This is a genomic window from Sphingopyxis solisilvae (assembly GCF_015475875.1).
In the GTDB taxonomy this organism is placed as follows: domain Bacteria; phylum Pseudomonadota; class Alphaproteobacteria; order Sphingomonadales; family Sphingomonadaceae; genus Sphingopyxis; species Sphingopyxis solisilvae.
Window position 1 is genome coordinate 69,131 of sequence record NZ_JADKYM010000011.1, and the last position, 26,162, is coordinate 95,292.

Annotated in this window: 31 protein-coding genes; 25 read left to right on the forward strand and 6 right to left on the reverse strand. The window is 66.2% G+C overall.

Annotated elements, in window-relative coordinates:
* Positions 1 to 5: 5 nt before the first annotated feature.
* From IR187_RS09780 to IR187_RS09880, 21 genes are all read left to right on the forward strand, one after another.
* Positions 6 to 989, forward strand: a complete 984-nt coding sequence (locus IR187_RS09780; protein ID WP_194954420.1) for an alpha/beta fold hydrolase — start codon at positions 6 to 8, stop codon at positions 987 to 989.
* Positions 990 to 1,014: 25 nt separating this feature from the next.
* Entirely contained in the window at positions 1,015 to 1,683 is a 669-nt protein-coding gene (locus IR187_RS09785) for a glutathione S-transferase family protein (RefSeq protein ID WP_194954421.1), read from the forward strand.
* A 27-nt stretch (positions 1,684 to 1,710) separates the two neighbouring features.
* Positions 1,711 to 2,430, forward strand: coding sequence for a DUF1428 domain-containing protein (locus tag IR187_RS17205; RefSeq protein ID WP_194954422.1), 720 nt, complete (start codon positions 1,711 to 1,713; stop codon positions 2,428 to 2,430).
* 182 nt (positions 2,431 to 2,612) lie between these two features.
* Positions 2,613 to 3,251 carry a glutathione S-transferase family protein gene (locus tag IR187_RS09795; protein WP_194954423.1) on the forward strand — a complete coding sequence of 213 codons (639 nt, stop codon included), beginning with the start codon at positions 2,613 to 2,615 and terminating at the stop codon, positions 3,249 to 3,251.
* Positions 3,248 to 3,799, forward strand: a complete 552-nt coding sequence (locus IR187_RS09800; RefSeq protein ID WP_194954424.1) for a GFA family protein — start codon at positions 3,248 to 3,250, stop codon at positions 3,797 to 3,799. The genes IR187_RS09795 and IR187_RS09800 overlap by 4 nt, the downstream gene beginning before the upstream one ends.
* Complete coding sequence (locus IR187_RS09805) at positions 3,796 to 4,095, forward strand: DUF6958 family protein (protein WP_194954425.1); 300 nt, start codon at positions 3,796 to 3,798, stop codon at positions 4,093 to 4,095. Before IR187_RS09800 ends, IR187_RS09805 begins: the two co-directional genes overlap by 4 nt.
* Positions 4,096 to 4,134: 39 nt before the next feature.
* Positions 4,135 to 4,938 (forward strand): VOC family protein, encoded by an 804-nt coding sequence (locus IR187_RS09810; protein WP_194954426.1) that lies wholly within the window; start codon positions 4,135 to 4,137, stop codon positions 4,936 to 4,938.
* 42 nt (positions 4,939 to 4,980) lie between these two features.
* Positions 4,981 to 5,463, forward strand: a complete 483-nt coding sequence (locus tag IR187_RS09815; protein WP_194954427.1) for a VOC family protein — start codon at positions 4,981 to 4,983, stop codon at positions 5,461 to 5,463.
* Between the two features lie 4 nt (positions 5,464 to 5,467).
* Complete coding sequence (locus tag IR187_RS09820) at positions 5,468 to 6,121, forward strand: glutathione S-transferase family protein (RefSeq protein WP_194954428.1); 654 nt, start codon at positions 5,468 to 5,470, stop codon at positions 6,119 to 6,121.
* 87 nt (positions 6,122 to 6,208) lie between these two features.
* Entirely contained in the window at positions 6,209 to 6,988 is a 780-nt protein-coding gene (locus IR187_RS09825) for an alpha/beta hydrolase (protein ID WP_194954429.1), read from the forward strand.
* 122 nt (positions 6,989 to 7,110) lie between these two features.
* The gene (locus tag IR187_RS09830) at positions 7,111 to 7,422 is read left to right on the forward strand and encodes a PGPGW domain-containing protein (RefSeq protein WP_228765719.1); all 312 of its coding nucleotides are present in this window, start codon (positions 7,111 to 7,113) and stop codon (positions 7,420 to 7,422) included.
* Positions 7,423 to 7,523: 101 nt separating this feature from the next.
* Positions 7,524 to 7,658, forward strand: a complete 135-nt coding sequence (gene rpmH, locus IR187_RS09835; RefSeq protein WP_003046693.1) for a 50S ribosomal protein L34 — start codon at positions 7,524 to 7,526, stop codon at positions 7,656 to 7,658.
* A gap of 29 nt (positions 7,659 to 7,687) precedes the next feature.
* Positions 7,688 to 8,026, forward strand: coding sequence for a ribonuclease P protein component (rnpA, locus tag IR187_RS09840; RefSeq protein WP_194954430.1), 339 nt, complete (start codon positions 7,688 to 7,690; stop codon positions 8,024 to 8,026).
* 187 nt (positions 8,027 to 8,213) lie between these two features.
* A complete protein-coding gene (yidD, locus tag IR187_RS09845) occupies positions 8,214 to 8,426 on the forward strand; it encodes a membrane protein insertion efficiency factor YidD (RefSeq protein ID WP_088440130.1) in 213 nt (70 codons plus the stop codon).
* A 46-nt stretch (positions 8,427 to 8,472) separates the two neighbouring features.
* Positions 8,473 to 10,227, forward strand: a complete 1,755-nt coding sequence (gene yidC / locus IR187_RS09850) for a membrane protein insertase YidC (RefSeq protein WP_194954431.1) — start codon at positions 8,473 to 8,475, stop codon at positions 10,225 to 10,227.
* Positions 10,224 to 10,883 (forward strand): ribosome biogenesis GTP-binding protein YihA/YsxC, encoded by a 660-nt coding sequence (gene yihA / locus IR187_RS09855; protein ID WP_194954432.1) that lies wholly within the window; start codon positions 10,224 to 10,226, stop codon positions 10,881 to 10,883. Before yidC ends, yihA begins: the two co-directional genes overlap by 4 nt.
* A 194-nt stretch (positions 10,884 to 11,077) precedes the next feature.
* The gene (locus IR187_RS09860; RefSeq protein WP_194954433.1) at positions 11,078 to 11,749 is read left to right on the forward strand and encodes a glutathione S-transferase family protein; all 672 of its coding nucleotides are present in this window, start codon (positions 11,078 to 11,080) and stop codon (positions 11,747 to 11,749) included.
* Positions 11,750 to 11,906: 157 nt separating this feature from the next.
* Complete coding sequence (locus IR187_RS09865; protein ID WP_194954434.1) at positions 11,907 to 12,341, forward strand: TIGR01244 family sulfur transferase; 435 nt, start codon at positions 11,907 to 11,909, stop codon at positions 12,339 to 12,341.
* Complete coding sequence (locus tag IR187_RS09870) at positions 12,338 to 12,745, forward strand: hypothetical protein (RefSeq protein ID WP_194954435.1); 408 nt, start codon at positions 12,338 to 12,340, stop codon at positions 12,743 to 12,745. The genes IR187_RS09865 and IR187_RS09870 overlap by 4 nt, the downstream gene beginning before the upstream one ends.
* Positions 12,738 to 13,652, forward strand: a complete 915-nt coding sequence (locus IR187_RS09875; RefSeq protein WP_407699079.1) for a sterol desaturase family protein — start codon at positions 12,738 to 12,740, stop codon at positions 13,650 to 13,652. The genes IR187_RS09870 and IR187_RS09875 overlap by 8 nt, the downstream gene beginning before the upstream one ends.
* A 167-nt stretch (positions 13,653 to 13,819) precedes the next feature.
* Positions 13,820 to 15,406: a GMC family oxidoreductase gene (locus tag IR187_RS09880; protein WP_194954436.1), complete on the forward strand. Its 1,587-nt coding sequence runs from the start codon at positions 13,820 to 13,822 to the stop codon at positions 15,404 to 15,406.
* 129 nt (positions 15,407 to 15,535) lie between these two features.
* Here the strand turns inward: IR187_RS09880 and IR187_RS09885 are convergent, their stop codons facing one another.
* From IR187_RS09885 to secB, 4 genes are all read right to left on the reverse strand, one after another.
* Complete coding sequence (locus IR187_RS09885; RefSeq protein ID WP_228765721.1) at positions 15,536 to 16,225, reverse strand: DUF4136 domain-containing protein; 690 nt, start codon at positions 16,223 to 16,225, stop codon at positions 15,536 to 15,538.
* A gap of 152 nt (positions 16,226 to 16,377) precedes the next feature.
* Entirely contained in the window at positions 16,378 to 17,376 is a 999-nt protein-coding gene (gene trpS, locus IR187_RS09890) for a tryptophan--tRNA ligase (protein WP_194954438.1), read from the reverse strand.
* Positions 17,377 to 17,392: 16 nt separating this feature from the next.
* Positions 17,393 to 18,970, reverse strand: coding sequence for a murein biosynthesis integral membrane protein MurJ (murJ, locus tag IR187_RS09895; protein ID WP_194954439.1), 1,578 nt, complete (start codon positions 18,968 to 18,970; stop codon positions 17,393 to 17,395).
* Between the two features lie 27 nt (positions 18,971 to 18,997).
* A complete protein-coding gene (gene secB, locus IR187_RS09900; protein WP_194954440.1) occupies positions 18,998 to 19,516 on the reverse strand; it encodes a protein-export chaperone SecB in 519 nt (172 codons plus the stop codon).
* A 247-nt stretch (positions 19,517 to 19,763) separates the two neighbouring features.
* Between secB and IR187_RS09905 the strand changes: the two genes are divergently transcribed.
* Genes IR187_RS09905 through IR187_RS09915 form a run of 3 tightly spaced genes read left to right on the forward strand, consistent with a single transcriptional unit; the run spans position 19,764 to position 22,355 of the window.
* Positions 19,764 to 20,432 (forward strand): Tim44/TimA family putative adaptor protein, encoded by a 669-nt coding sequence (locus IR187_RS09905; RefSeq protein ID WP_194954441.1) that lies wholly within the window; start codon positions 19,764 to 19,766, stop codon positions 20,430 to 20,432.
* Between the two features lie 29 nt (positions 20,433 to 20,461).
* The gene (gene mltA, locus IR187_RS09910; RefSeq protein WP_194954486.1) at positions 20,462 to 21,772 is read left to right on the forward strand and encodes a murein transglycosylase A; all 1,311 of its coding nucleotides are present in this window, start codon (positions 20,462 to 20,464) and stop codon (positions 21,770 to 21,772) included.
* A 7-nt stretch (positions 21,773 to 21,779) separates the two neighbouring features.
* Positions 21,780 to 22,355 (forward strand): Smr/MutS family protein, encoded by a 576-nt coding sequence (locus IR187_RS09915; protein WP_194954442.1) that lies wholly within the window; start codon positions 21,780 to 21,782, stop codon positions 22,353 to 22,355.
* A 224-nt stretch (positions 22,356 to 22,579) separates the two neighbouring features.
* Here the strand turns inward: IR187_RS09915 and dapE are convergent, their stop codons facing one another.
* A complete protein-coding gene (gene dapE, locus IR187_RS09920) occupies positions 22,580 to 23,716 on the reverse strand; it encodes a succinyl-diaminopimelate desuccinylase (protein WP_194954443.1) in 1,137 nt (378 codons plus the stop codon).
* A 104-nt stretch (positions 23,717 to 23,820) separates the two neighbouring features.
* On the opposite strand from dapE, the gene IR187_RS09925 reads away from it, so the two are divergent.
* Complete coding sequence (locus IR187_RS09925) at positions 23,821 to 24,288, forward strand: cupin domain-containing protein (protein ID WP_194954444.1); 468 nt, start codon at positions 23,821 to 23,823, stop codon at positions 24,286 to 24,288.
* Positions 24,289 to 24,332: 44 nt separating this feature from the next.
* Here the strand turns inward: IR187_RS09925 and recQ are convergent, their stop codons facing one another.
* Positions 24,333 to 26,114 (reverse strand): DNA helicase RecQ, encoded by a 1,782-nt coding sequence (gene recQ, locus IR187_RS09930; RefSeq protein WP_194954445.1) that lies wholly within the window; start codon positions 26,112 to 26,114, stop codon positions 24,333 to 24,335.
* Between the last annotated feature and the right edge of the window lie 48 nt (positions 26,115 to 26,162).

Consider the following 26,162-nt stretch of genomic DNA (forward strand, 5'->3'; position numbering starts at 1 on the left):
TCCCCATGTCAGGTTTTTCTCCCCCCCGGATTTTCCGTCGCCGCCATTCGCGCGTCGCCGCCGCGCTCGCCCTGCTGGCCAGCGCCGCCGTCGTCGCGGCGCTGCCCCAACCCGCATATACCCAACAGCCCGCACCCAAAGCAGCGCCGGAAAGCGCCGCCAAGACGGGGCATGCGACGGTCAACGGCGTGCGCATCGCCTATGCCGTGCATGGCGACCTGACATCGAAGCAGACGCCGTTGCTGGTGCTGCACGGCGCGTTCATGTCGGGCGAAGCGATGGCACCCTTCGTCACCCCCTTTGCCGCATCGCGCCCCGTCATCACTATCGACGCGCGCGGCCACGGCCGCACCGGCAAGGTCGGCGGTGCCTTCAGCTATGACCAGATGGCCGACGATGCAGCCGCCGTCCTCGCATCGCTGCGCGTAGAACGCGCCGATGTGCTGGGTTATTCGATGGGCGGCAGCACCGCGATCGCGATGGCGGTGCGCCACCCGGAACGCGTCGGCAAGCAAGTGGTTATTTCGGGCGCCGCCAGCCTCGACGGCTGGGTTCCCGAGGTGCTGGCGGGCATCGCACAGATGACCCCCGAAATGTTCGCGGGGACGCCGATGGAAACCGAATATAAGCGGCTGTCGCCCACCCCCGATGCCTTTCCCGACCTGGTCGCGGCGATCAAGCACATCGATTCGGCACCCTTTGCCTATAGCGACGCGCAGCTGCGCGCGATCCCGGGCAAGACGATGGTCGTTCTGGGCGACGCCGACGGCGTGACCTTTGACCATGCGATCAAGCTGTTCAAGCTGCGCGGCGGCGGCGACATCGCGATCGCGACGCAGGGTTTCATGACCACGGCGCCCAAGGCGCGGCTGTCGATCCTGCCCGGCACGTCGCACATCGGCATCATGGCCGAAGCGGCGACGATCGCGGCGCAAGTGGTCCCGTTCCTCGACGATGTCACCCCGCTGATGCCCGCCGGTTTCTTCTGAGCGGCTGCCCCCAAGGAGAGAGACTATGCCCGTCAATCCCGATGCCGATATCGCCATCATCGCCTTCGACTGGGTCCCCGACTTCGCCCGCGGCTTTGTCCGCGACCTGCGCCCGCGCTGGGCGTGCGAGGAACTGGGACTCGATTATGCCGAGGAACTGATCAGCGCGGTTAAACGTCCGCTCGATCATTACCGCCTGCAACCTTGGGGCCAGGTGCCGGTGCTGCGCGACGGCGACATCACCCTGTTCGAAAGCGGCGCCATCATGCTGCATCTTTCGGCGAAGGATGCGCGGTTGTTGCCGACCGGGGCGCAGGCGCGCGCCGACGCCACCGCCTGGGTGTTCGCGGCGCTGAACAGCGTCGAGCCGATGATGTTCGAGCTGGGCAATGTCGATATATTCTCGAAGGACGAGGAATGGGCAAAGCTGCGCCGTCCCGGCCTGATCGAGTTCATCCGCCAACGGTTCGGTCGCCTGTCCGACGCGCTGGGCGACAAAGACTATCTGCTCGGCGATTTCAGCATCGCCGACATCGCGATGGCGACGGTGCTGCGCGAAGCAGTCGAGGCGGGACTGATCGCCGAATATCCGCGGCTGGCGGCCTATCTCGATCGCTGCACGGGCCGTCCGGCCTTCCAGCGCGCGATGGCCGCGCAGCTGGCATCATTCAAAGAAGAGCCGGTTACGGCCTGAATTTCCTACCCCCTAAGGAGAGACAAGATGACCTATGTCGAAGGATTTGTCGTGGCGGTGCCGACCGCCAACAAGGAAGCGTATCGCAAACATGCCGCCGATGCCGTGCCGCTGTTCAAGGAGTTCGGCGTGACGCGGATGGTCGAAGCATGGGGCGACGACGTCCCCGACGGTAAGGTCAACGACCTGAAGGGCGCGGTGCAGGCGAAGGCCGACGAGACCGTCGTGTTCAGCTGGTTCGAATATCCCGACAAGGCCACCCGCGACGCCGCGAACGAAAAGATGATGAGCGACCCGCGCATGGCGGCAATGGGCGGCGACATGCCGTTCGACGGCAAGCGGATGATCATCGGCGGTTTCGATTCGATCGTCGACGATCGCGCGGGCGGCGCGATGGGTTATGCCGATGGTTATGTCCTGCCCGTCCCCGACGGCAACAAGGACGCCTATCGCGCGCTCGCCGAAACGGCATCGCAGGTGTTCCGCGACTATGGCGCAACGCGCGTCGTCGAGGCGTGGGGCGACGATGTCCCCGACGGCAAGGTGACCGATTTTGCCCGCGCCGCGCACAAGCAGGACGGCGAAACCGTCGTGTTCAGCTGGGTCGAATGGCCGAGCAAGGACGCGCGCGTCGCGGGCTGGGAAAAGGTGATGGCCGACGAGCGGATGCAGCCCGACGGCAGTGAGGTTCCGTTCGACGGCAAGCGCATGATCTATGGCGGTTTTATCCCGATCGTCGAGGCGTGAACCCGCTCCTCCCTGTGGCCGCAGGCCATGGGGGAGTCGCAGACGGCGCGTAGCGCCAGCGGGACCGTTCGTGAAGCGAATGGTGGAGGGGCCGCGACGTCGCGTCCTTGCCCCTCCGTCAGCGCTTCGCGCTGCCACCTCCCCATGGCTTCGCCACAGGGAGGATGAGAGGAGACTTACAAATGATCAAGCTTTACGGAACCCCGCCGACGCGCGCACTGCGCGCGATCTGGCTGCTCAACGAACTCGACCTGCCGCACGAGGTCGTCCCGGTCGATCTGAGCACGGGCGAACAGCTGACCCCCGAATTTCTGGCGCTCAACCCCGCGGCGAAGCTGCCGGTGCTGGTCGACGGCGATATGGTGATCAGCGAGTCGGCGGCGATCCAGCTGTACCTGGCCGACAAATATGGCGACCGCTTTCCCGGCGGCGGACTGATCCCCGCGACCGCCGAGGATCGCGGCCGCATGTATCACTGGCTGTTCTTCCTGATAACCGAGATCGAGGCGCCGCTGTGGCGCATCGCGCTGCACAATTTCATCTACGAAGCCGGCGACCAGTCGGCGACCGAGCCGGAGCTGGCGAAGCGCGACGCGCTGCGCATGATCGCGGTGCTGGAACAGCATATGCAGGGGCGTGACTATCTGGTCGGCAACGCGCCGACCGTGGCCGATTTCAACGCCGCCTTCACGCTCGACTGGGCGCGCGAGGAAGCCCTGCTGGACGACGCCCCGGCGCTGAGCGCCTATCTGGACAGGATGTACGCGCGTCCCCAGGCGCCGACCACGATCGCCGCGGCATTTGCGGCGCTGGAAGCATGAGCGGCAACGACGCCGGCACAACGCGCACCGCGAGCTGCCAGTGCGGCACAGTGGCGCTGGCGATGACAGGCAAGCCGATCGTCGCCGCGACCTGCTATTGCCACAGTTGCCAAGCGGCCGGGCAGGCGTTCGACGCGCTGCCCGGCGCGCCGGGGACGCTGGGGTCCGACGGCGGCACGCCCTTTCTGCTCGTTCGCAAGGACCGCATCGAATGGTTGTCGGGCACCGACCAGCTCGACGAACATCGGCTGACGCCCGATTCGCCGACGCGGCGCTTCGTCGCGCGCTGTTGCAATTCGCCGGTCGCGCTGGAGTTCACCAAGGGGCATTGGCTCAGCGTCTATTCGGTGCGCATTCCAGCCGACGATCGCCCCGCGACCGAGATGCGGACGATGGTCAAGGACCGCCCCCCGGGAGTCGAGCTGCCCGATGACATTCCCAATTATGCCACGCCATCGGGCAAGTTCATGTGGCGGCTTTTGAAAGCATGGGCCGCGATGGGGTTTCGCGCGCCGACGATCGAGGCAACGAAAGGCTTTGCCCGATGACCAAGGCCGACGACCGCATCGAGATGCTGAACGTCAACAGCCCCGGCCACGTCGTGCGCGTCGAGCGCGCCAAATATGAAGCGATGCGGCGTGCCATGCTGGCGGTGGTTCCCGCGGACGCGCCGGGGCTGACCGCGGCCGAGATCAAGGCGCGGCTGCTGCCGCTGCTGCCAGAGGCGCTGTTCCCCGGCGGGGCGAAGGCGGGCTGGTGGCAAAAGGGCGTGCAGCTCGACCTGGAGGCGCGCGGGCTGATGGCGCGCGCAGATACCAAGCCGCTGCGCTTTTACCGCCTCTGAAACCGCATTCCAAACCAGGCTATTTGCAAGGAGAAGAAGATGACCAATCCCCCAGGAAGCTTCATCTGGTACGAACTGATGACGAGCGATCCCGACGGCGCCGCCGCCTTTTACGGCGCGGTCGTCGGCTGGACGATCGCGCCGCATAGCGATGCGGGCGCGCCCGGCGGGGTCGATTACCGGATGATCGCCCGCACCGACGGCGGCCATGCAGGCGGCGTGCTGACGCTGAATGCCGACATGATCGCGGGCGGCGCGCGGCCCGGATGGCTCGGCTATCTGTACACCCCCGACGTCGATGCGGCGGTCGCGGCGATCACCGCCGACGGCGGCACGGTGCATATGGCGGCGCACGACCTGCCGGTCGGGCGCATGGCGATGGTCGCCGATCCGCAGGGCGCGCCCTTCTACATCATGAACCCGGTCCCGCCCGCGGGCGAACCCGACAAGGTCGCCGACGCCTTTTCGGTGACCGAGGCGCAACATGTCCGCTGGAACGAACTGGCGACGAGCGATCCCGACGCCGCCATTGCCTTTTACACCAAACATTTCGGCTGGGGTCAGGACGGCGCGATGGATATGGGAGCACTCGGCGAATATCGCTTTCTTCAGCATGGCGGCGACATGATCGGCGCGGTGATGCCGCTGATGGAAGGCTATCCGGTTCCGATGTGGAGCTTTTACATCGGCGTCGACGATATCGACCGCGCCGCCGCCGCAGTGACCGCCAACGGCGGCAAGGTACTGAACGGCCCGCACGAAATCCCCGGCGGCGAATTTTCGGTGAACGGCATCGACCCGCAAGGCGTCGCCTTTGGCCTTGTCGGCCCGCGCAAATCCTGACGCCCCGCCCCACATCCCCCCAAGAAAGACAGGAGAGAAACGATGAGCAAGACCCCCCTCACCCTATGCCTCTGGTACGAAGGCGACGCCGAAGAAGCGGCGAATTTTTACGCCGCGACCTTTGCCGACAGCCATGTCGGCGCGGTCCACCGTTCGCCGACCGACACCCCCGGCGGCAAGGAGGGCGACGTGCTGACGGTCGAATTCACCCTGCTCGGGACCCCGTGCCTCGGTCTCAATGGCCCGCCGATCTTCAAGCATAATGAGGCGTTTTCGTTCATCGTCCACACAGACACGCAAGACGAAACCGACCGCTTGTGGGATGCGATCACCGGCAATGGCGGCACCGAAAGCGTGTGCGGCTGGTGCAAGGACAAATGGGGCGTGTCGTGGCAAATCACCCCGCGCGTCCTGCTCGAAGCCACGACCAGCCCCGACAAAGCGGTCGCCAAGCGCGCGTTCGACGCGATGATGACGATGAAAAAAATCGACATCGCGGCGATCGAAGCCGCGGTGCGGGGCTGATGCAATGCTGATCCTTTATGCCCACCCCTTTTCGTCCTACAGCTGGAAGGCGCAGATCGCGCTCGACGAGAAGGGGATCGATTTCGACTATCGCAATGTCGACCCCGAATTTCCCGAGCATGGCGAGCAATTGCGCGCGCTGTGGCCGGTGGGCAAATTTCCGCTGCTCGTCGATGGCGACCGGACGCTATTCGAGACGTCGATCATCATCGAATATCTGGATCGCGTGCAGCCCGAACCGCGGCTGATCCCCGCGGACCCCGATGCGGCGCTGCGCGTGCGGCAGATGGACCGGGTGTTCGACTTGCACGTGATGGCGGTGATGCAGGACATCGTGAACGACAGCATCCGCGGGCCGGAGGGACATGCGCCGATGATCGTCGACAAGGCGCGGGCGGCGCTCGACACCATCTATGGCTGGCTCGACACGCAACTGGCGGGGGGCGGCTGGGCGACCTCCGACGGGTTCACGATGGCCGACTGCGCCGCGGCACCGTCGCTGTTCTACGCTGACTGGGTGCATGAAATTCCGGCGCGTTACGCCAATTTGCGCGGCTATCGCGCGCGCCTGCTCGCGCATCCATCGGTCGCGCGCGCGATCGAAGGCGCGCGTCCCTATCGCCACTATTTCCCCGGCGGCGCCCCCGACCGCGATTGACTCGGCAAACGTCCCGAAACGGGGTTAACGGCGCGCTGACGCTGGCGCTTTGCCTTTTGGCAAGCGCGCGTGCGCGAGGGCGGGGGCATGGTTTTGCCCGTCGCCCTCGTCCGCAGCTTTTTCGTCGCGCTTTGCGCCGCGGTGCTGGCGTTTGCTCCGGCGCACGCGCAGCAGGGCTGGACCGTCACCACGACGGTCAGCTGGACTTGGGAAGACGTCGGCGGCGAAGACGGTGGCGCACTCTTCGATGATGACGAGGCGTTGGCCGGCGACGAGGCACTGGACGCCGAAGCCGATTTCGCCCCGGCGCGGCGCTACGCCCCGTCGGCGACGCTCGCCACGGCGGGGCGGGCCAGGGCGCAATATGGTCCCTTTGCCGTGGTCGATGCGACCACGGTGCGGATGGCGGGCGATGTCACGTCCGCGACACCGCGGCAGTTCGCGGCGATGCTTGCCGCTTTTCCGGGGCTCAAGCGGCTCGAGATGGTCGATTGTCCCGGCAGCCTCGACGAGGAAGCCAATCTGATCCTGGCGCGCGCGATCCGGCGCGCGGGGATGGAAACGATCGTGCCGAGCGGTGGTTCGGTGCGGTCGGGCGCGGTTGAACTGTGGCTCGCCGGCGCCACCCGCCGCGCCGCGCCCGATGCCGAGTTCGGGGTGCATAGCTGGGCCGACGAATATGGCCGCGAGGCGAACGACTATCCCCCGAACGATCCGGTCCACGCCGAATATCTGGGGCTGTACCGCGAACTCGGCATGGACGACGCGCGGGCGCGCGCCTTTTACGCGCTGACCAACAGCACCCCGTTCGACGAGGTGCGCTATCTGACGCGCGACGACATGGCGCGATTCGTGGCGCTGAACTAAGCACGTCGTCGCCGCGCAGGCGGGGACCGCACTCGGCGTAGAGCAGGGATGCTAACGGCCCCCGCCTGCGCGGGGGCGACGACATAGTTGCAACCGCGCGCTTTGCTCCCCACATCGACTCGATGGCAAAGCGCAGCCTTTACCAGCGATTGCGGTCGACCGCGCAGGTCCGGCTGATTCTGTTCGGCACCGGCATCCTGTTGATGATCGTCGCGGTCATCATCGGGCCGCTGCCGGGCCCGGGCTTTATCGTCGTGTTCCCTGTCGGGCTGATGCTGTGCCTGCAGAACAGCGCATGGGCCAAGCGGATCTATGTCCGGTTCAAGCGCCGCCACCCGCGTTATGCGGCCTGGACCGACCGGGTGATGCAGCGTGCAAGTGCGGCGCGGCGGCGCAAGCTTCGCAGCCGCGAGAATCTGCCCGGCGGTGATTGACTTTGCGCCGCACCTCGCTTATCCGCGCCTCCAACGGTGGCCGCCCACGCTTGGCGGCCCTTTTCTGTTGCAGCATTTGACGAGATCTAGGGAAAACCGCGATGAAGCGCACCTATCAACCGAGCCGCCTCGTGCGCAAGCGCCGTCACGGCTTCCGTGCCCGCAAGGCCACTGTCGGCGGCCGCAAGGTTCTGGCCGCCCGCCGCGCCCGCGGCCGCAAGAAGCTGTCGGCCTGACCGCCGACGCTTCGCCGCCAGCCCGTCTGGTGCGAACACTTTCAAAACGCAGCGAATTTCTGGCCGCCAACCGCGGCCTTCGCTTTCCCATGCCCGGCTTTGTCCTGCTCGTCCGCGCACGCGGCGACGCCGATGACGCGATGGGCATTGGCTACACCGTCAGCAAGAAAGTCGGCAACGCCGTCACCCGCAACCGGATGAAGCGCCGGCTGCGCGAGCTGTGCCGTGCGGCGCTGCCCGAATCGGGGATCGCGGGCGCCGACCATGTGCTGATCGGGCGGCCGGGCGGCAACGACATCGTCTTTGCCGAGCTGGGCGAACAGCTCGATTCGGCGCTGACGCGGGCAGCGAAGAAATTGGCGCGATGAAAGTCGCCCGCGGCCCATTTCACCCGGCAGCCTTTACGCGTCATTGCGAGGAGCGAAGCGACGCGGCAATCCAGAGTGGCGTAAACCGCCCTGGATTGCTTCGCTTCGCACGCAATGACGAGGAAATCTCACATCGGCGGATAATGCGATTTCAGAATGAAGTTGCGCAGTTTTCCGGGCTTCCCGCATGATCGCCCGCCTGCTCATCCTCATCGCGCGCGGCTGGCAGATCGGGCCGTCGCGCATCCTGCCGCCGACCTGTCGCTATTCGCCGTCATGCAGCGCCTATGCCATCACGGCGCTGTCACGCTATGGTGCGATCAAGGGTGGCTGGCTCGCGACAAAGCGGCTATTGCGCTGCCATCCTTGGGGCGGGCATGGCCATGATCCGGTGCCGTAGCTGCCGTTTTCCCCGACATTTTTGAGACGAAGAGAGACCGTAGAGCGTGGACGACAAGCGTAATCTGATCGCGGCAATCCTGTTGTCGGTGGCCATCCTGATCGGCTGGAATTTCGTCGCCGAGCAGTTTTTTCCGACCCCCGCCAAGCCCGACGTGACGACGACGGTCGCCGGCGCCAATGGCGCGCCCGCGGTCGCGCCGGCGACGCAAGGCCAGCCGAGCGCGTTGCCCACTGCGACCGCCCCCGCCGTCCCCGCGGCGCAGGCGATCCGTCCGGTCGAAGCAGCACTGGCCGAAGGCAACCGCATTCCGGTCAGCACCCCGGCGCTGGCGGGATCGATCAACCTGGTCGGCGCACGCATCGACGACATCACGCTGACCAAATATCGCCAGACGATCGCCAAGGATTCGCCGCCGGTGCGCCTGTTCGCGCCGGGCGGCACCAAGGCCGCCTATTTCGCCAGCCTGGGCTGGTCGGCGCAGGGCGTCGAAGTGCCCGGCCCGAACACGCTGTGGACTGCGACCGGAACCAAGCTGACCCCGACGAGCCCGGTGACCCTGAGCTGGGCCAATGGCACCGGCCAGACGTTCCGCATCGAATATAGCATCGACGCCCATTATCTGATCACCGCCAAGCAGACGATCGCCAACACCGGCACCGCGCCGGTCAGCGCGAGCAGCTTTGCGCTGATCGACCGGCTGGGCAAACCGACTGACCCGCACGAGGTCGACAGCTGGACGATCCACGTCGGCCCGACCGGCTATCTCGACGGCAAGTCGGTTTTCGATGTCGATTATGACGACGTCGAGGAAGCGCCGAACCGGGCAGTACGCTATGGCTCCGCCGGCTGGCTGGGCTTTACCGACAAATATTGGCTCGCCGCGATCGTCCCGGCCAAGGGCGAACGGGTGACCGCAGCGATCAGCTCGCCCGCGGCGAACAATTACCAGACTTTGTTCGCGCGCGATTTTGCACAGGTCGCGCCGGGCCAACAGGTCACGACGACCAGCCGCATCTTTGCCGGTGCCAAGGAAGTCGAGATACTGGAAGCCTATCAGGACGATCTGGGCATTCCGCGCCTGTCGAACGCGATCGACTGGGGCTGGTTCGAATTTTTCGCAGTGCCGATCTTCAAGCTGCTGCACTGGCTGTTCCTGCAAGTCGGCAATTTCGGCGTCGCGATCATGGCGCTGACCCTGATCATCCGCCTGCTGATGTTCCCGATCGCCAACCGGCAATTCTCTTCGATGGCGCAGATGCGCGTCGTGCAGCCGAAGATGAAGGCGCTGCAGGAGCGCTTCAAGGACGACAAGCCCAAGATGCAGCAGGAGCTGATGAAGCTCTATAAGGACGAAAAGATCAATCCGCTGGCGGGCTGTCTGCCGATTCTGATCCAGATCCCGATCTTCTATGCGCTGTACAAGGTGCTGATGCTGGCGATCGAAATGCGCCACCAGCCGTTCATCCTGTGGATCAAGGATCTGTCGGCGCCCGATCCGCTGCACATCCTGAACCTGTTCGGCCTGCTGCCCTTTACCCCGCCGTCGATCCTGGCAATCGGCGTCATGGCGGTGATCCTGGGCGTGACGATGTGGTTGCAGTTCCGCCTGAACCCCGCCCCGGCCGACCCGGTGCAGGCGCAGGTGTTCAAGATCATGCCGTGGCTGTTCATGTTCATCATGGCGCCGTTCGCCGCGGGTCTGCTGCTCTACTGGATCACCAACAACGTGTTGTCGATCGCGCAGCAGCAGTGGATGTACCGCAAGTTCCCGGCGCTGAAGGCGCAGGCGGCGACGTGAGCGATATCGATCTGGAACCCGGCGCCGACCCCGAACGGGCGGAACGCGCGCGCAAGCTGTTTTCGGGACCGATCACCTTCCTGAAATCGGCGCCGGCGCTCCAGCACCTGCCCGACCCGACAATGCCCGAGATTGCCTTTGCCGGCCGCTCGAACGTCGGCAAATCGTCGCTGCTCAACGCGCTGACCAACCGCAACGGGCTGGCGCGCACGTCGGTGACGCCGGGACGGACGCAGGAGCTCAACTATTTCGACGTCGGCGAGCCGCTCGTGTTCCGGCTGGTCGACATGCCCGGCTATGGCTTTGCCAAGGCGCCGAAGGATGTCGTCAAGAAATGGCGGTATCTGATCAACGATTATCTGCGCGGGCGCGCGGTGCTGAAACGCACCCTGGTGCTGATCGACAGCCGCCATGGGCTGAAAGATGTCGACCGCGAATTCCTCGAAATGCTCGATACCGCCGCGGTCAGCTATCGCGTCGTGCTAACCAAGGCGGACAAGATCAAGGCGAGCGAGCTGGCCGCGGTCCATGCCGCGACCGAGGCCGAAGCGCGCAAACATGCCGCGGCGCACCCCGAGGTGATCGTGACGTCGTCGGAGAAGGGCCTGGGGATTGCCGAGCTGCGCACCGCGGTGCTGGAGGCGGTCGAAATCTGATAATCCTCTCCCCTTGCGGGAGAGGATAGGGCAGGTTGCGGGCTTGCCCGCTACCGAACCTTGGAGAGGGGTTGCGGCCCGTCAGGCCGCGCGAGCCTTTGGCTCGCATCACCCTCTCCCAGCTTCGACTAGCCAGCAAGCTGGCAAGTCTGCGCAACCCTCCCCCGTCAAAGGGGGAGGGAAAAGGAGATCACATGAAACTGTTCATCGGCAACAAGGCCTATTCCAGCTGGAGCCTGCGCGGCTGGCTGGCCGCGAAGCACAGCGGCCTGCCCTTCGAGGAAATCACCGTCCCGCTGTATGACGAGGCATGGAACCAGCGCCGCGAGGGCGACGAGTTCGCGCCGTCGGGGGGCAAGGTGCCGATATTGTGGGACGGCGACGATATCGTCGTGTGGGACAGCCTGGCGATCATCGATTACCTCAATGAAAAGACCGGCGGGACCAAGGGATATTGGCCCGAGGACATGGCGGCGCGTGCGATGGCGCGGTCGATGGCAGCGGAAATGCACTCGAGCTTTGCGGCGCTGCGCCGCAACCACAGCATGAACATCCGCCGCATCTACCCCGCCGCGCCGCTGCTGCCCGAAGTGCAGGCCGATGTCGTCCGCATCCTGCAAATCTGGGCCGAAGCGCGGGCGCGGTTTGGCGGCGAGGGCGATTACCTGTTCGGTGACTGGTCGGCCGCCGACATGATGTTCGCGCCCGTGGTCACGCGCTTCATCACTTACTCGATCCCGCTGCCGCCCTTTGCCCTCGCCTATATGCAGGCGGTGGTCAGCCACAAATGCATGCAGGACTGGATCGGCGGCGCGCAGGCCGAGGACTGGATCATCGAGAAGTTCGAGGGGCCGGTTGAAGGGTAGAGTGCCTCGGGTAACGACCGAAAGCAGCCGTCGCTCCCGCGAAGGCGGGGGCGACAATTCAAGGAACATCCGCTCCCCACCCCAAAGCCGCCAACTCTCCTTCTTGCCCGCACCTTCACGCTTGTCAGCAGCCACGCGCCGGGAGTAGATCGCGGGCATGAGTGATTTTCGTCCCCTGTCCGCCCGGTTCAGCGTCGCGCCGCAGATCGGCATCGAGGATGTTGCGGAGGCCAAGGCGCAGGGCTTTGCGCTGGTCGTGAACAACCGCCCCGACGGCGAGGATCCCGCGGCGCCGCAGGGCGGTGAGATCGCCAGTGCCTGCGCCGCCGAAGGGCTGGCCTATGCCGCGATTCCGATCGGCCACGCGGGTTTCAGCCATGCGCAAATCGACACGCTCGACGCGGTGCTGGCGGGGGCGACCGGGCCGGTGCTGGCTTATTGCCGCTCTGGCACGCGCTCGACGCATTTGTGGGCGCTGACCCGCGCGCGCGCGGGCGACGATGTCGATGCGATTTGTGAGGCGGCAGCGAACGCGGGTTATGACTTGTCGGGGCTGCGCCCGATGCTCGACGCACTGGCGGGCGAGCGGTGACGCTGGCCGACCTCGTTCAGCTCGGCGGATCGGTGGTCGCGGTGCTGTTTGTCGTGTGGCTGGTCAAGCGGATGGGGCTGGGCGCCGATCCGCGGATCGAAGATGACGCGCATGCCATCCGCCTCGCCGAAGAGGCCGAGGCGGGGTTTTGCGGGATCGAGGTGGCGCGCGACCGCGCGGGTTTCGCTGCGATTGTCCGCAATGCTGACGGACGCCAGATGCTGGTGCGCGCGCACGGCAATCATTTCGCGGCGCGGCCGATTGACGCCAGCGTGATGGGGCGGCTCGACAAGGATTTCCTGACCCTGACGATGCCCGAAAAGACATTCGGCGCGGTGACGCTGCATCTGGGGAAGGACGCCGGAATGTGGGCGAGCCGGATGCGGGATCTGAACTGTGGATAAGCTGCCCGATCCGGTCACCTATGCGATCCCGGCCTTCATCCTGCTGCTGATCGCCGAAATGATCGTGGCGCGGCGCGCCGACAAAAGCCGGTACGAGGCCCGCGATACGCTGAACTCGCTGATGCTTGGCACGGGAAGCCAGGTCGCGAGCGCGCTCGTCGGCGGGATCGTGGTCGGGCTTGCGGTGTGGCTGCACCAGTACCGGCTGTTCGACATCGGGATCGATTTCAAAAGCTGGTGGTGGGCGTGGATCCTCTGCTTCTTCCTCGACGACCTCGCCTATTATGTCTTTCACCGCAGCGCGCACCGGGTGCGCTGGTTCTGGGCGAGCCATGTCATCCACCATTCCAGCCAGCATTATAATCTGTCGACCGCGCTGCGGCAGACCTGGACGGGTTTCATCAGCCTCGGCTTCATCTTCCGCCTGCCGCTGTTCCTGATTGGCTTTCCGCCCGCGATGGTGTTCTTCTGCGCCGGGCTCAATCTGATCTATCAGTTCTGGATCCATACCGAGGCGATCAAGCGGCTGCCCAAATGGTTCGAGGCGGTGATGAACACCCCGTCGCACCACCGCGTCCATCATGGGGTGAATCCGCGCTATCTCGACGCCAATTATGCCGGGGTGTTCATCATCTGGGACAAGATGTTCGGAAGCTTCGTTGCCGAACGCGATGACGAGCCGGTGCGGTACGGCATCGTCAAACAGCTTGGCAGCTTCAACATCCTGTGGGCCGCGGCGCATGAATGGGTCGGTATCGCCAGTGATGTCTGGCACGCGCCATGGAAGCACAAGCTTTCGTACATATGGCGCGAACCCGGCTGGAGCCATGACGGCAGTCGCGCGACGAGTGCGATGATCAAGGAACGCTGGGCGGCGGGGCAGGCAAGGGAAGAGCCCGCGGAATAGCCCCACCTCCAATCCCGTTCGTGTCGAGCGAAGTCGAGACACGCGAAGGCTGGCGCAGACGTGTCTCGACTTCGCTCGACACGAACGGAGAGGGGTTGCCACGCTGCTTAATGACATTCATGTAAGTCCCGATTGACCACCGAAGCGGTGGCGAGGGGAGAGCGCGCGTGGATCAGTTCGACATCATCGTAATCGGCGGCGGCAGCGCGGGGAGTGCTGCGGCCGGCAGGCTGGCCGAGGACGGGACGCGAACGGTGTGTCTGGTCGAGGCGGGCGGGACCAATGACAATGTGCGGGTCAAGACGCCGGGGTTCATGCCCTTCATCCCGCAATCGTCCAACTATCGTTACGATACCGTGCCGCAAAAGGGGCTGAACGGGCGCACCGGATATCAACCGCGCGGGCGCGGGCTGGGCGGGTCGAGCGCGATCAACGCGATGGTCTATATCCGCGGCCACCAGTTCGATTACGACCAGTGGGCGGCGCTCGGCGCAACCGGGTGGAGCTATGACGATGTGCTGCCCTATTTCAAACGCAGCGAGGGCAATGAGCGCGGCGGTGACGCCTATCACGGCGGCGACGGGCCGCTGAGCGTGATGGACCAGCGTTGGCCCAATGTGACCAGCCGCCGCTTCATCGAAAGCGCGGCGGCGCTGCAGCTGCCGCGCACCGGCGATTTTAACCTGCCGAACAACGAAGGGTTCGGCCTGTATCAGGTGACGCAAAAGGATGGCGAGCGCTGGTCGGCGGCGCGCGCCTATGTCGAGCCGCTGCGCGGGCGCGCGAACCTGAACATCCGCACGAAGGCGTTGGTTGAAAAGATATTGGTCGAGGACGGCCGCGCCACCGGGGTCGTGATCCGGCGCGGCTCGCAGCGCGAAACGCTGCGCGCGCGCGGCGGGGTCGTGCTGTCGGCGGGGGCGTTTGGATCGCCGCAGATCCTTCAGCTATCGGGCATCGGTCCCGCTGCGCATCTCGCCGACAAGGGCATCACCGTCGTGGCTGATCGCGCCGCGGTCGGCGAGAATTTGCAGGACCATATTGACTATGTGTCGAGCTGGGAAACCCGCTCGACCGACCCGCTCGGCAACAGCCTGGGCGGCACGTGGCGGATGGTGAAGGCTATCTTCGAGCACCGCACCCGGCGCACCGGGATCATGACGACCTGTTTTGCCGAGGCAGGCGGCTTCTGGAAGTCGCGCCCCGACCTGCCCGCGCCCGACATCCAATATCATTTCGTCCCCGCGATGCTCGAGGATCACGGGCGGACCAAGGTCAAGGGGCATGGCTTTTCGTGCCACGCCTGTGTGCTGCGCCCCGAAAGCCGCGGCACGGTGCGGCTGGCATCGCCTGACGCCGCCGCGGCGCCCGCGATCGACCCGGGCTTCCTGACCGACGAGCGCGACATGGCGACGCTGCGCGCTGGCGTGCGGATGATGCACCGCATCGTCGCGGCGCCGCCGCTCGGCGATTATGCCGGGACCGACCGACACCCCGTGAACCTCGACGATGATGCCGCGCTCGACGCGCTGATCCGCAGCCGCGCCGACACTGTTTATCATCCGGTCGGCACGTGCCGGATGGGCAGCGACGCCGATGCGGTGGTCGATCCGACGCTGAAGCTGAACGGCATCGACGGGCTGTGGGTTGCCGACGCAAGCATCATGCCGCGGCTGGTGTCGGGCAATACGAACGCACCAAGCATCATGATCGGCGAGCGCGCGGCGGATTTTGTGAAGGCCGCTTTGGCCTGACCTGCCGACGGCACGTGCCGCGGCCGACGGGGAACACCTCGAAAAAAGATGTCGACGTCGGCGATTATCTGCTCGAAAGCCCGCCTTTCATCCGAAAGGCGGGCCTTTGTCATCAACTGTGCAGCAATCTCACCCCTTTTCGGGCGGTGCCACGGTGATCCGCACCCGCTCGCCCGAATTGCCGGGAAAGCCGGTGAACATCGCCTCGACCAAATTGGGCACGATGGTTTGCAGGTTGTTGTCGCGCGACTGCGCCTCAGCCTGGCCCTCGAACAGGCGCGATCCGTCGGCGGCGCGGTTGATCTGGAGGTTCAGCCCGCTGGTATAGACGGTGTAGCTCGTCACATCGGTACCGCCCCAGCCGGGGCCAAAGCCGCCCCACAGGAACGGATCGCGATAGCCATAGACATAACGGCGCCCGCCGGGGCCGCGGGCGATGACGGGTCGATAAAAGCCGCGGCCGTAATAGCCGCCGTACCACGGGTCGCCAAAGCTCGGGCTCGACACGACGCGCTCGCGCCCCTTGTCGACGCCATAGTCCATGCGGACGACCAGGTCGGCGCGCTCGCCGGGGGCGGCGGGGCGATAGCCGTAGCGGGTGAGTTCGCTGGCGACCAGATTGGCATATTGGCCGAACTCGATGCCGCCCGCCAGCGCGGGATTACCTGCCTCGACGACAAAGCTTTGTCCCTGCGGGGCGGGCAGCGCGCTCTGGAAGCGTGCGACATCGGCCTTGAACGGCGTCGCGCAACCGGCCAGCGCCAGCGCGGCACCGGTCATCGCGGCAAGGCCCAGGCGGCGAAGGGTCGATTTTTTCATCATCTTGCTCCGTGATTCGGATCGGCGCATCCCGCGCCGTTTATAGCATGACTACGCCGACGCGACTTAACCTTGGTTGAACCCGCTTCGTCGCACGAAGGTTCCGCCCCCGATATGGGTCGCCCGCCGCGACAGACAAGCTTATCCGATATTTAGCGACAAAGACCAAGCGCGGCATAAGCCGCGTCGAGCGTCGGCCGCGCCAGCGCCGATGCCCGCGCCGCACCTTGCTCCAGCGCGGCGTCGATCGCCGCCGGATTGGCCTTGAGCTGGTTCAGCCGCGTCGCGATCGGGCGCAGCGTTTCGACGAGCAGCTCGCCGAGCGCGGGTTTGAACGCGCCAAACCCCTGTCCGGCAAAGCGCGCCAGCACATCGTCGACGCTCTCGTCCGCCATCGCGGCATAGATCGACACCAGATTGCGTGCCTCGGCGCGCCCTTCCAGCCCCGCGGCCTCCGACGGCAGCGGCTCGGCGTCGGTCTTTGCCTTGCGGATCTTCGCCATGATCGTGTCGGCATCGTCGACCAGGTTGATCCGGCTCATGTCGCTAGGGTCCGATTTCGACATCTTCGCCGTTCCGTCGCGCAGGCTCATGATCCGCGCCGCGGTCGGCGGAATCGTCGGTTCGGGCAGGGTGAAGGTTTCGGTGCCGGTGTCGAGGTTGAACTTGGTCGCAATGTCGCGCGCCAGCTCGAGATGTTGTTTCTGGTCGTCGCCGACCGGGACATGCGTCGTCTGATACAGCAGCACGTCGGCGGCCTGCAGCACCGGATAGGCGTAGAGACCCACACTCGCGCCTTCGCGGTTCTTCCCCGATTTTTCCTTGAACTGCGTCATCCGGTTCAGCCAGCCGATCCGCGCGGTGCAGAAGAGCAGCCAGCCGAGCTCGGCGTGCGCGGGCACACGCGCCTGGTTGAACAGGATCGACTTGGCGGGGTCGATCCCCGCAGCCATCAGCGCCGCCGCCATTTCGCGCGTGTTCGCGGTCAGCTCGGCGGGGTCGTTATGGACGGTGATCGCGTGCAGGTCGGCGAGGAAATAGAGCTTCTCGCCCGGCATCTCGTCCTGCATCCGCACCCAGTTGCGGATCGCACCCAGATAATTGCCCAGGTGCAAGTTTCCGGTGGGCTGGATGCCCGACAGCGTCCGCATGATGATCTTTCCCGTTTTACAGTGTGCGCCGGCGCAGCTGGCCGATGGTGTCGCGATTGACCACGCCGAACAGGAAGGCGCAACCAAAGAATATAAGCCCGCCCAGCGCGACGATAGCGCCCAGCGCGACAATCCGCTCGAACACCCCGCCGACAAAGGCGTCGCCCGCCAGCGGGATCGCGAAATGCAGCGCCGTCGCCATCGCCGCGGCGGCCAGCACGATGCGAGCGATCCGCCAGACGACCTGGCCGGTCAGGTGGAACAGCCCGCCGCGATGCAGGATCGCATAGAGCATCGCGACATTGCACCATGCCGCGATCGACCCCGCCAGCGCGAGTCCGACGATACCCAGAACCGGGATCAGCGCGAAGTTGAGGCCGATGTTGATCAGCAGCGAAATCGCCGCGGTCCACACCGGGGTGCGCGTGTCCTTGCGCGCAAAGAAATTGGGCACGAGCACTTTGACCAGCACATAGGCGGGCAGGCCGACGACGAGCCCGCCGACCACCGCACCGGTCGCAACGCCGTCGGCGACGCTATATTGGCCGCCGACATAGAATGCGCTGGTGATCGCGGGGCCGGCGACGAACAGTGCAACCGCCGCGGGCACGGTCAGCAGCATCGCCAGTTCGACCGCATTGCTCTGCAGCCGGAACGCGCCGCCGCGATCCTCCTGCGCCACAAAGCGCGACAGCGCGGGCAGGATGGCCGTGCCCAGCGCGATGCCGATGATGCCGAGCGGCAGCTGGTTCAGCCGGTCGGCCATCGCCAGATAGGTGATGCTCTTGTCGGGCAGCGAGGCGATGAAGAACAGGTCGACGAACCGGCTGATCTGATACACCCCGGCGCCGAACACCGCGGGCAGGATCAACACCCCCATCTCGCGCACCCCCGGTGTCAGCCGCGGGCGGCGGAGCGCGGGCCGGAAGCCCGATTTGTGGACCCAGTAATAAAGCCAGATCAGCTGGAACAGCCCCGACAGCGAAACCGCGATCGCCAGATACAGGCCGGTCGCCGCCTTGGCCGCTTCGCCGCCGTCGCCGGTGGCGCCGCCGACCAGCAGCGCCGCGATCAGGCAGATGTTGAGCAGGATCGGCGCCGCCGCCGCGGCGGCAAAGCGCGACAGGCTGTTGAGGATCGCCGCGAACAGCGTCGCGATGCTCATCAGCGCCAGATAGGGAAAAGCGATGCGTGCCATCGTCACGGTCAGGTCGAATTTTTCGCCATCGGCGCGCAGCGCCTCGCTGGCGAACAGGTGCATGACCCACGGCATGACAAGCAGCAGCAGCGCCGAAAAGACGATCAGGATCGGGATCAGCACCGCCAGCACCGCATCGGCAAAGGCGCGCGCCTCGCTATGGTCGCCCTCCTTGGTCATCCGCTGGTTGAACAGCGGCACGAAAGCGGCGGCAAAGGCGCCCTCGGCGAACAGGCGGCGAAAGATGTTGGGCAGCTGGAATGCCAGCTGCCACGCATCGGCGACCCCGCCCGCGCCGAGGATACGGCTGAGCAGCATATCGCGCGCAAAGCCGAAAATGCGGCTGACCATCGTCAGCCCGCCGATCGTCCCGACGCTTTTGAGCAGGCCGCTCATCGGCTCAGCCTGTCGGCCTGATCGGCGTTACGCCTGCCCGACCGGCGCCGCGGCGCCCGCCTGTTCGGCTTCGACCTGCTGCATCTGCTGCATGAACAGGCCGTGGAAGTCGATCGGTTCGAGCAGCAGCGGCGCGAATCCGCCGTCGCGGACTGCATCGGCCACGACGCGGCGGGCAAAGGGGAACAGGATGCGCGGCGCTTCGGCCAGGAAAAAGGGCTGAAGCTGGTCGTCGGGCACGTTGCGGACGCCGAACAGGCCGGCATATTTCAGCTCGATCACGAACATCGTGCCCTGATCGGCCTTCGACGTGACGTCGATCTTCAGCGACACTTCGAACAGATTCTCGCCGACATTGTCGGCGGCAATGTTGAACTGGACGTCGATCTGCGGCGCGTCCTGCCACTGATACACCGTGGGCGCGCTCGGATTTTCGAACGACATATCCTTCACATATTGCGAAATCAGGCCGATCGCGGGGCTGGTGTCCTCGCCATTGGGCTGCAGGGCGGGGTTGTTGATGTCGGCGCTGGTCTCGTCGGCCATGATGCAATGCTTTCGCTCGAAAAGATGAAACAGGGTCCGCGCCACAGGCCGTGTCGGTACTGCGGCAGACGGTTGCGGCGGCGCTTAGCAGCGCGCGCCAGCCAGCACAATGGGCGCGCAGCGTCGCGCTCGCAAGGCGTCAAGCGTTGACCTGCCGCACTGCTGCGGCCATGGTATTTGAAACTTGGTCGGCCATCGCCTATGTACAGGCCTCTATCTTTCCATTGCCCGCATTGGACCCTTGCCCGTGACTGCTTTTTCGATCGTCCTGCTCGCCATGATTGCCGCGTTCCTCGGCATGCGGCTCTATTCGGTGCTCGGCAAGCGCACGGGGCATGAGCAGGAGCCGGTTTTGCCGCGCCGCGACGAGCGCGCCGCGCCGTCGCCGCTGCGACTGGACGATGGCGATGCGGGATCCGCGCCAGCTGCGAATTCCGCCGACACGGCGGGGCTGGTTTACGAACCTGCCGCCGAAGCGGGCCTCCGCCAGCTGCTCGCCGCCGACCGCCATTTCGACGCGGGTCGCTTCATGGAGGGCGCCGAGGCCGCTTATCGCATGATCCTCGAAGCCTATTGGTCGGACGACCGCGAAGCGCTGCGCGATCTTTGCGACGATGACAGCTACGAAGCCTTTGTCGAGGCGATCGACGCGCGCGAGGAGCGCGGCGAAACGCTCGACAACCGGTTGGTCGGCATCGATTCGGCGAAGATCACCGCGGTCGAGATGGACCGCAAGGAAGCGCGCATCACGGTGCGGTACCAGGCCGACATCAGCGCGATCACCCGCGACGCCGACGGCAAGCTGATCGCCGGATCGATGAGCGACGCGTCGCGCACCGACGATCTGTGGACCTTCCGCCGCGCGCTCGGCAGCAGCGATCCCAACTGGCTGCTCGACGAGATCGAAGCAGCCTGATCGCGGTGTCGGCGAACCTGTCGTCCGGGATGCGCCGGACGCGCGTTTTCGGAATTACCCTGCTCGCCGCGCTGCCGCTGCTTTCCGGCTGTGCATCGGTGATCCCCGATTCGGGCAACCGCCCCACTGCTTCCACACCGGCGCCAACACCGAAGCCATCGGGCGCGACGCCGCGCCCCTATCAGCCGCGCCCCTCGGAAAGCGGCGGCGTTGCGGCCAAGCCGATCCCCGCGACCCCGCGCGCAGCCTTGCCTGCGCCCGCTGTCCCGGCGGACGCGACAACGGCCGCCGCCAGCGGGGTGATCGCCGGTCCCGATTTCGCCAGCCTTGGCGTGACCGCCGAACAGGCCGCGGCAGCGCTCGCGGCGTTCCGGATCAGCTGCCCATCGGTCCAGCGCCGCGCCGACGCCAGCGGGCTGACGCAAGGCGCCGACTGGACCGGAAGCTGCAACGCTGCGAAGAACTGGCGCGACAATGATGCCGCGGCCTTCTTCGCGCGCTACTTCGGCACCGTCCAGATCGGCGCCGGGACGGCGTTCGTCACCGGCTATTACGAGCCCGAAATTGCGGGATCGCGCACCAAGCGTCCCGGCTACGACGTCCCCATCTATCGGCGCCCCGCCGATCTGGTCGATGTCGACCTCGGGCAATTTTCCGACGAGCTGAAGGGCAGGACGATCCGCGGCCGGGTCGAGGGCAGCAAGCTGGTGCAATATTACGACCGCGCCGCGATCGAAAGCGGCGCGCTCGAAGGTCGCGGGCTCGAAATCGCTTATGCCGCCGATGCCGCCGAGTTCTTTTTCCTGCAAGTTCAGGGATCGGGCCGCCTGCGCCTGCCCGACGGCGGCATCATGCGGATCGGTTACGACAGCCAGAATGGCCGCGGCTATGTCGGCATCGGCAAACTGCTGCTCGACCGCGGCGAGCTTCAGCGCGGGCAGGCGTCGATGCAGGGCATCCTCGATTATCTGCGCGCCGACCCGGTGCGCGGCGCGGCGGTGATGAACGAGAACCCCAGCTGGGTGTTCTTCCGCGAAATCACCGGCCCCGGCCCGCTCGGCGCGATGGGGCTGCCGGTGACCGGCCGCGCCAGCGTTGCCGCCGATCCCAAATATGTCCCGCTCGGCGCCCCCGTCTTCCTCTCGCTTGACCGCGCCGAACCCAATGGGCTGTGGATCGCGCAGGACACCGGCGGCGCGATCAAGGGCGCCAACCGTTTCGACAGCTTCTGGGGCGCGGGCGAAGACGCGCGCGCAATCGCCGGCGGCATGGCGGCGCGCGGCTCGGCGCTGCTCCTGCTCCCGCGCGCCAGCATCGCGCGGCTGATCCCGGCGCGCTGACGCCGCGATGGCGCGGCGGCTCGATCCCGACGAAAACGCGCTGTGGAAAAAGGTCGCGGCGACGGTGAAGCCGCTGGCGAAGCCGAAAGCCCCGCTCGCCCCTACCGCCCCGCCGACGATCCGCCCGCCTGCGCCGACCCCGCGCAGCGCCGCGGCCCCGGCGGCGCCCGTTCGCCCCGCCACAAAACTACCGCCGCCGCGCCGCACGCACAGCGCCGCAACGCTCGACGGCCATTGGGACCGACGACTGCGCAAAGGGCTGGTGCGCCCCGACCTCAGCATCGACCTGCACGGGCATAGTCTCGCCTCGGCACAGGCGCTGCTCGACGACGCGATCGGCCGCGCGCTGCTCCGCGGTGCGCGCGTGCTGCTCGTGGTCGCCGGCCGCCTCCGCCCCGGCGCCGACCGCCTGCCGCAAATGCACGGCGACCCACGCCCCCGCGGCGCCATCCGCGCCTCGCTCCCCGACTGGCTCGCCCATTCGCCCCACGCTGACCAGATCGTCGCGCTTCGACCGGCGCATGTGAGCCATGGCGGGGCGGGGGCGGTCTATGTGATCCTGCGGCGGTTCAGAGAAGATTGATCTCACGCAAAGGCGCAAAGAAGAATGGTCTCACACAAAGACACAAAGACACGAAGAGGGCGTAGCAGGTAACGGCCGTGACCCGTCGCCGCAGGCGACCTTCTTACGATGCGCTTCGCGCGGTCCTGGGGCAGCGGCGCAGGAAAATGCTGCCCTCTTTGTGTCTTTGTGTGAGATTCTCTTTTTACTTTCTTCGCGCCTTCGCGCCTTTGCGTGAGACCGATTTAATCCAGCAAAGCCCGCATCAAAATCCCGCGGTAAATCGCGGTCAGCTTGTGCAAATCCGCCACCGCCACCGCCTCGTCCAACTTGTGCATCGTCGCATTGGTCAGCCCGAATTCGACCACCGGGCACAGCGCATGCAGAAAGCGCGCGTCCGACGTGCCGCCGGTCGTCGACATTTCCGCCACCACATCGGTCTCGGCATGGATCGCCTCGGCAACCAGCCCCGACAGCTCGCCCGGCGGGGTCAGGAACGCCTCGCCCGAAATCTTGCCCAGCACCTTCGCGGCGGGCTCCACCCCATGCGCGATCCGCTCGATCATCGCCACCAGATCGGCGCCCTTATGCTGGTCGTTGAAACGGATCGACAGCCGCGCGCGCGCCGAGGCGGGGATGACATTGGTCGCGCCATTGCCGACCTCGATGTCGGTGAATTCGATGTTCGACGGCTGGAACCAGTCATTGCCGTCGTCGAGCACCACCGCATCGATTGCCGCCATGATCCGCACCAGCTTGGGGATCGGATTGTCGGCGAGGTGCGGATAGGCGACATGTCCCTGCGTCCCCGGCACATCGATCCAGATATTGACCGATCCGCGCCGCCCGATCTTCACCATATCGCCCAGCTTGTTCACCGACGTCGGTTCGCCGACGACGATCATGTCGGGCACGATGCCGCGCCCCGCCATATGCTCCATCAGCGCGCGGGTGCCGAAAATCGCCGGGCCTTCCTCGTCGCCGGTGATGATCAGGCTGATCGTCCCCGCGTCGACCGGGGTTGCCGCCGCCGCCGCGACAAACGCCGCGATCGATCCCTTCATGTCGACCGCGCCGCGGCCATAGAGCAGCTCGCCGCGTATCTCGGGCGCAAACGCGTCGCCGGTCCAGCCAACCCCCGGCGGCACGACGTCGAGATGCCCGGCAAAGCCGAAATGGACAGGGCCGCTGCCCTGACGCACCGCGAGCAGATTTTCGACCGGGCCGTCGGGCTCGATCCCGTCGATAAAGCGCTCGACGGTAAAGCCGAGCGGGCTCAGCGCCGCCTCCAGCACATCAAACACCGCGCCGGTGGCGGGGGTGACGGAGGGCGCGGCGATCAGCGCCTGGGCGAGTTCGACGGGGTCGACGTGGTGGGTCATACCGCCCCTTTACCCGTTCGTGTCGAGCGAAGTCGAGACACGTTGGTACTCGCATATCTCGACTTCGCGCGATGCAAACGGCAAGAAGGCGGCGGAGGACTGCCATGCCCAAACTCGACCTCGCCGCCATCCCGCAAACCAACGTCACCGGCTATCCTGCGCCCTATGACGCCCCGGTGCAGGGCCGCTGGTACCGCCGCCTCGCTCCCGCCACCGGCCTCAGCGATTTTGCCGCCAGTCATGTCGTGCTGAAACCCGGCGCCTGGTCGTCGCAGCGCCACTGGCACGACGGCGAGGACGAGATGCTCGTGATGATATCGGGTGAGGCGGTGCTGATCGAGGACGACGGTCGCCATGTCATGCGCCCCGGCGATATCGCGGTGTGGCCCAAGGGCAACACCAACGGCCATCATCTGATCAACGAATCGGACGCCGACTGCGTGTTCGTCGCGCTGGGCGGCGGCAAGAAATATGATACCGGCGGCGGCTATTCGGACATCGACATGCTGTTCGGCCCCGATGGCTATTTCTACAAGGATGGGACGCCCTACCCAACAAAGCGGATTCCATGAGCCTGTAGTCAGCTTTGGGGTGGGGAGCGGTCGTTGGCTGACAATCAAAACCGCCGAATCACCGCCAGAAACGCATCGCCCCACGCTTCCAGCTTCTTGGCGCCGACGCCGGGGATGGTCGCCATCGCGTCCAGCGTCGCGGGGCGCTCGCTCGCCATCGCGCGCAGCACCGCGTCGTGAAAGACGACATAGGGTGGCACCCCTGCTTCGGCGGCGAGCTCGCGCCGTGTGGCGCGCAGCGCGTCGAACAGTGGATCGCCGATCGGGTTGGCCGCCCCCGCCCCGGCCCCGCCGCGCGCTTCGCGCTTGGTGCGCTTGACCGGCGGCTCGGCGATCAGCACCGGCGCCTCGCCCTTCATCATCATGCGCGCGCTGGGGCCGAGCATCAGCCCGCCATGCTCGGTCGTCTCGAGCGCCTCGCGCGCCACCAGCGTGCGCACCAGCGGCTTGATCAGCCGCGCCTCGTCGCCCGCGACGATCCCGAACACCGACAATTTGTCATGGCCGCGCCCCACGATCCGTTCGTCGCTGCGCCCGGTCAGCACCGCCTCGATATGCCCCGCGCCATAGCTTTGCCCGGTGCGATAGACCGCAGACAGCAGCTTCTGCGCGAGCACCGTCGCGTCGACTTGGCGCCCGGGGTCGAGGCAATTGTCGCAATTGCCGCAGCGCGCGGGCGGGTTTTCGCCGAAATGGCGCAGCAACTGCGCGCGGCGGCACTCGACCGTCTCGACCAGCGCCGCGAGCGCGTTCAGCCGCACCCGTTCGCCCGCCACCCGCGCTTCGGGCAATTCGCTGAGCCGCATCCGTGCCTTGGCAAAATCGTCGGCGCCCCACAGCATCATCGCCTCGGCGGGGTCGCCGTCGCGCCCGGCGCGCCCGGTTTCCTGATAATAGCTTTCGATCGATTTGGGCACCGCGGCATGCGCGACGAAACGCACGTCGGGTTTATCGATCCCCATGCCGAACGCGACCGTCGCGGTGACGATGCCGTCCTCCGACGCGACGAAATCATGCTGGACGCGCGCGCGCAATTCGGCATCCAATCCGGCATGATAGGCGGCGACCGGCCGCCCGGTCGCCTTCGCCAGCTGCGCCGCCAGCCGCTCGGTGCCGCTGCGCGTCGGGCAATAGACAATCCCCGGCCCGGGATTGGCGGCGATGAAGTCGACCAGCTGCCGCGCCGGGGTGATCCGCGGGCGGATCGCATAGCGGATGTTCGGGCGATCGAAGCCCGCGAGGATCAGCCCGTCGTCGGGGATGCCTAGCTGAAAGAGGATATCTTCGCGCGTGTGCTTGTCGGCAGTGGCGGTCAGCGCCAGCCGCGGTACCGCCGGAAAGGCGTCGAGCAACGGGCGCAGCAGACGGTAATCGGGGCGGAAATCATGCCCCCATTCCGAAACGCAATGCGCTTCGTCGATCGCGAACAGCGCCGGGGTCCTGGCCTCGAGCAGCGTCCGGAACCCCTCCCCCGTCGCGCGCTCGGGTGCGACATAGAGCAGGTCGAGGTCGCCGTCGCGGTACCGCTGCCGCGTCTCGGCGCCATCGGCATCGACGCTGGTCAGGCTGGCGGCGCGAATCCCCGCCGCGCGCGCGCCGCGCAGCTGGTCGTGCATCAGCGCGATCAGCGGCGACACGACGACGACGCAGCCATCGAGCGCCACCGCGGGCAGCTGGTACGTCAGCGACTTGCCCGCCCCCGTCGGCATCACCGCCAATGTGCGCTCACCTGCCATCACGCGGGTGACGACGTCGGCCTGCCGACCACGGAAATGGTCGAAACCGAAGGTGGATTTGAGCAGGGGGAGGAGCGCGTCGGCGGACATCGGGACGGGCGATAGGAAGTTTGGCGCGGTGGGGGAAGCCCCGACCTC

What these genes read in the sequence shown, in the direction of transcription:
- IR187_RS09780 (WP_194954420.1), top strand. Translation starts at nt 6, where the DNA reads ATGTCAGGTTTTTCTCCCCCCCGGATTTTCCGTCGCCGCCATTCGCGC.
- IR187_RS09785 (WP_194954421.1), top strand. Translation starts at nt 1,015, where the DNA reads ATGCCCGTCAATCCCGATGCCGATATCGCCATCATCGCCTTCGACTGG.
- IR187_RS17205 (WP_194954422.1), top strand. Translation starts at nt 1,711, where the DNA reads ATGACCTATGTCGAAGGATTTGTCGTGGCGGTGCCGACCGCCAACAAG.
- IR187_RS09795 (WP_194954423.1), top strand. Translation starts at nt 2,613, where the DNA reads ATGATCAAGCTTTACGGAACCCCGCCGACGCGCGCACTGCGCGCGATC.
- IR187_RS09800 (WP_194954424.1), top strand. Translation starts at nt 3,248, where the DNA reads ATGAGCGGCAACGACGCCGGCACAACGCGCACCGCGAGCTGCCAGTGC.
- IR187_RS09805 (WP_194954425.1), top strand. Translation starts at nt 3,796, where the DNA reads ATGACCAAGGCCGACGACCGCATCGAGATGCTGAACGTCAACAGCCCC.
- IR187_RS09810 (WP_194954426.1), top strand. Translation starts at nt 4,135, where the DNA reads ATGACCAATCCCCCAGGAAGCTTCATCTGGTACGAACTGATGACGAGC.
- IR187_RS09815 (WP_194954427.1), top strand. Translation starts at nt 4,981, where the DNA reads ATGAGCAAGACCCCCCTCACCCTATGCCTCTGGTACGAAGGCGACGCC.
- IR187_RS09820 (WP_194954428.1), top strand. Translation starts at nt 5,468, where the DNA reads ATGCTGATCCTTTATGCCCACCCCTTTTCGTCCTACAGCTGGAAGGCG.
- IR187_RS09825 (WP_194954429.1), top strand. Translation starts at nt 6,209, where the DNA reads ATGGTTTTGCCCGTCGCCCTCGTCCGCAGCTTTTTCGTCGCGCTTTGC.
- IR187_RS09830 (WP_228765719.1), top strand. Translation starts at nt 7,111, where the DNA reads ATGGCAAAGCGCAGCCTTTACCAGCGATTGCGGTCGACCGCGCAGGTC.
- rpmH (WP_003046693.1), top strand. Translation starts at nt 7,524, where the DNA reads ATGAAGCGCACCTATCAACCGAGCCGCCTCGTGCGCAAGCGCCGTCAC.
- yidD (WP_088440130.1), top strand. Translation starts at nt 8,214, where the DNA reads ATGATCGCCCGCCTGCTCATCCTCATCGCGCGCGGCTGGCAGATCGGG.
- IR187_RS09860 (WP_194954433.1), top strand. Translation starts at nt 11,078, where the DNA reads ATGAAACTGTTCATCGGCAACAAGGCCTATTCCAGCTGGAGCCTGCGC.
- IR187_RS09865 (WP_194954434.1), top strand. Translation starts at nt 11,907, where the DNA reads ATGAGTGATTTTCGTCCCCTGTCCGCCCGGTTCAGCGTCGCGCCGCAG.
- IR187_RS09885 (WP_228765721.1), bottom strand. Translation starts at nt 16,225, where the DNA reads ATGAAAAAATCGACCCTTCGCCGCCTGGGCCTTGCCGCGATGACCGGT.
- trpS (WP_194954438.1), bottom strand. Translation starts at nt 17,376, where the DNA reads ATGCGGACGCTGTCGGGCATCCAGCCCACCGGAAACTTGCACCTGGGC.
- murJ (WP_194954439.1), bottom strand. Translation starts at nt 18,970, where the DNA reads ATGAGCGGCCTGCTCAAAAGCGTCGGGACGATCGGCGGGCTGACGATG.
- secB (WP_194954440.1), bottom strand. Translation starts at nt 19,516, where the DNA reads ATGGCCGACGAGACCAGCGCCGACATCAACAACCCCGCCCTGCAGCCC.
- mltA (WP_194954486.1), top strand. Translation starts at nt 20,462, where the DNA reads ATGCGCCGGACGCGCGTTTTCGGAATTACCCTGCTCGCCGCGCTGCCG.
- IR187_RS09915 (WP_194954442.1), top strand. Translation starts at nt 21,780, where the DNA reads ATGGCGCGGCGGCTCGATCCCGACGAAAACGCGCTGTGGAAAAAGGTC.
- dapE (WP_194954443.1), bottom strand. Translation starts at nt 23,716, where the DNA reads ATGACCCACCACGTCGACCCCGTCGAACTCGCCCAGGCGCTGATCGCC.
- IR187_RS09925 (WP_194954444.1), top strand. Translation starts at nt 23,821, where the DNA reads ATGCCCAAACTCGACCTCGCCGCCATCCCGCAAACCAACGTCACCGGC.
- recQ (WP_194954445.1), bottom strand. Translation starts at nt 26,114, where the DNA reads ATGTCCGCCGACGCGCTCCTCCCCCTGCTCAAATCCACCTTCGGTTTC.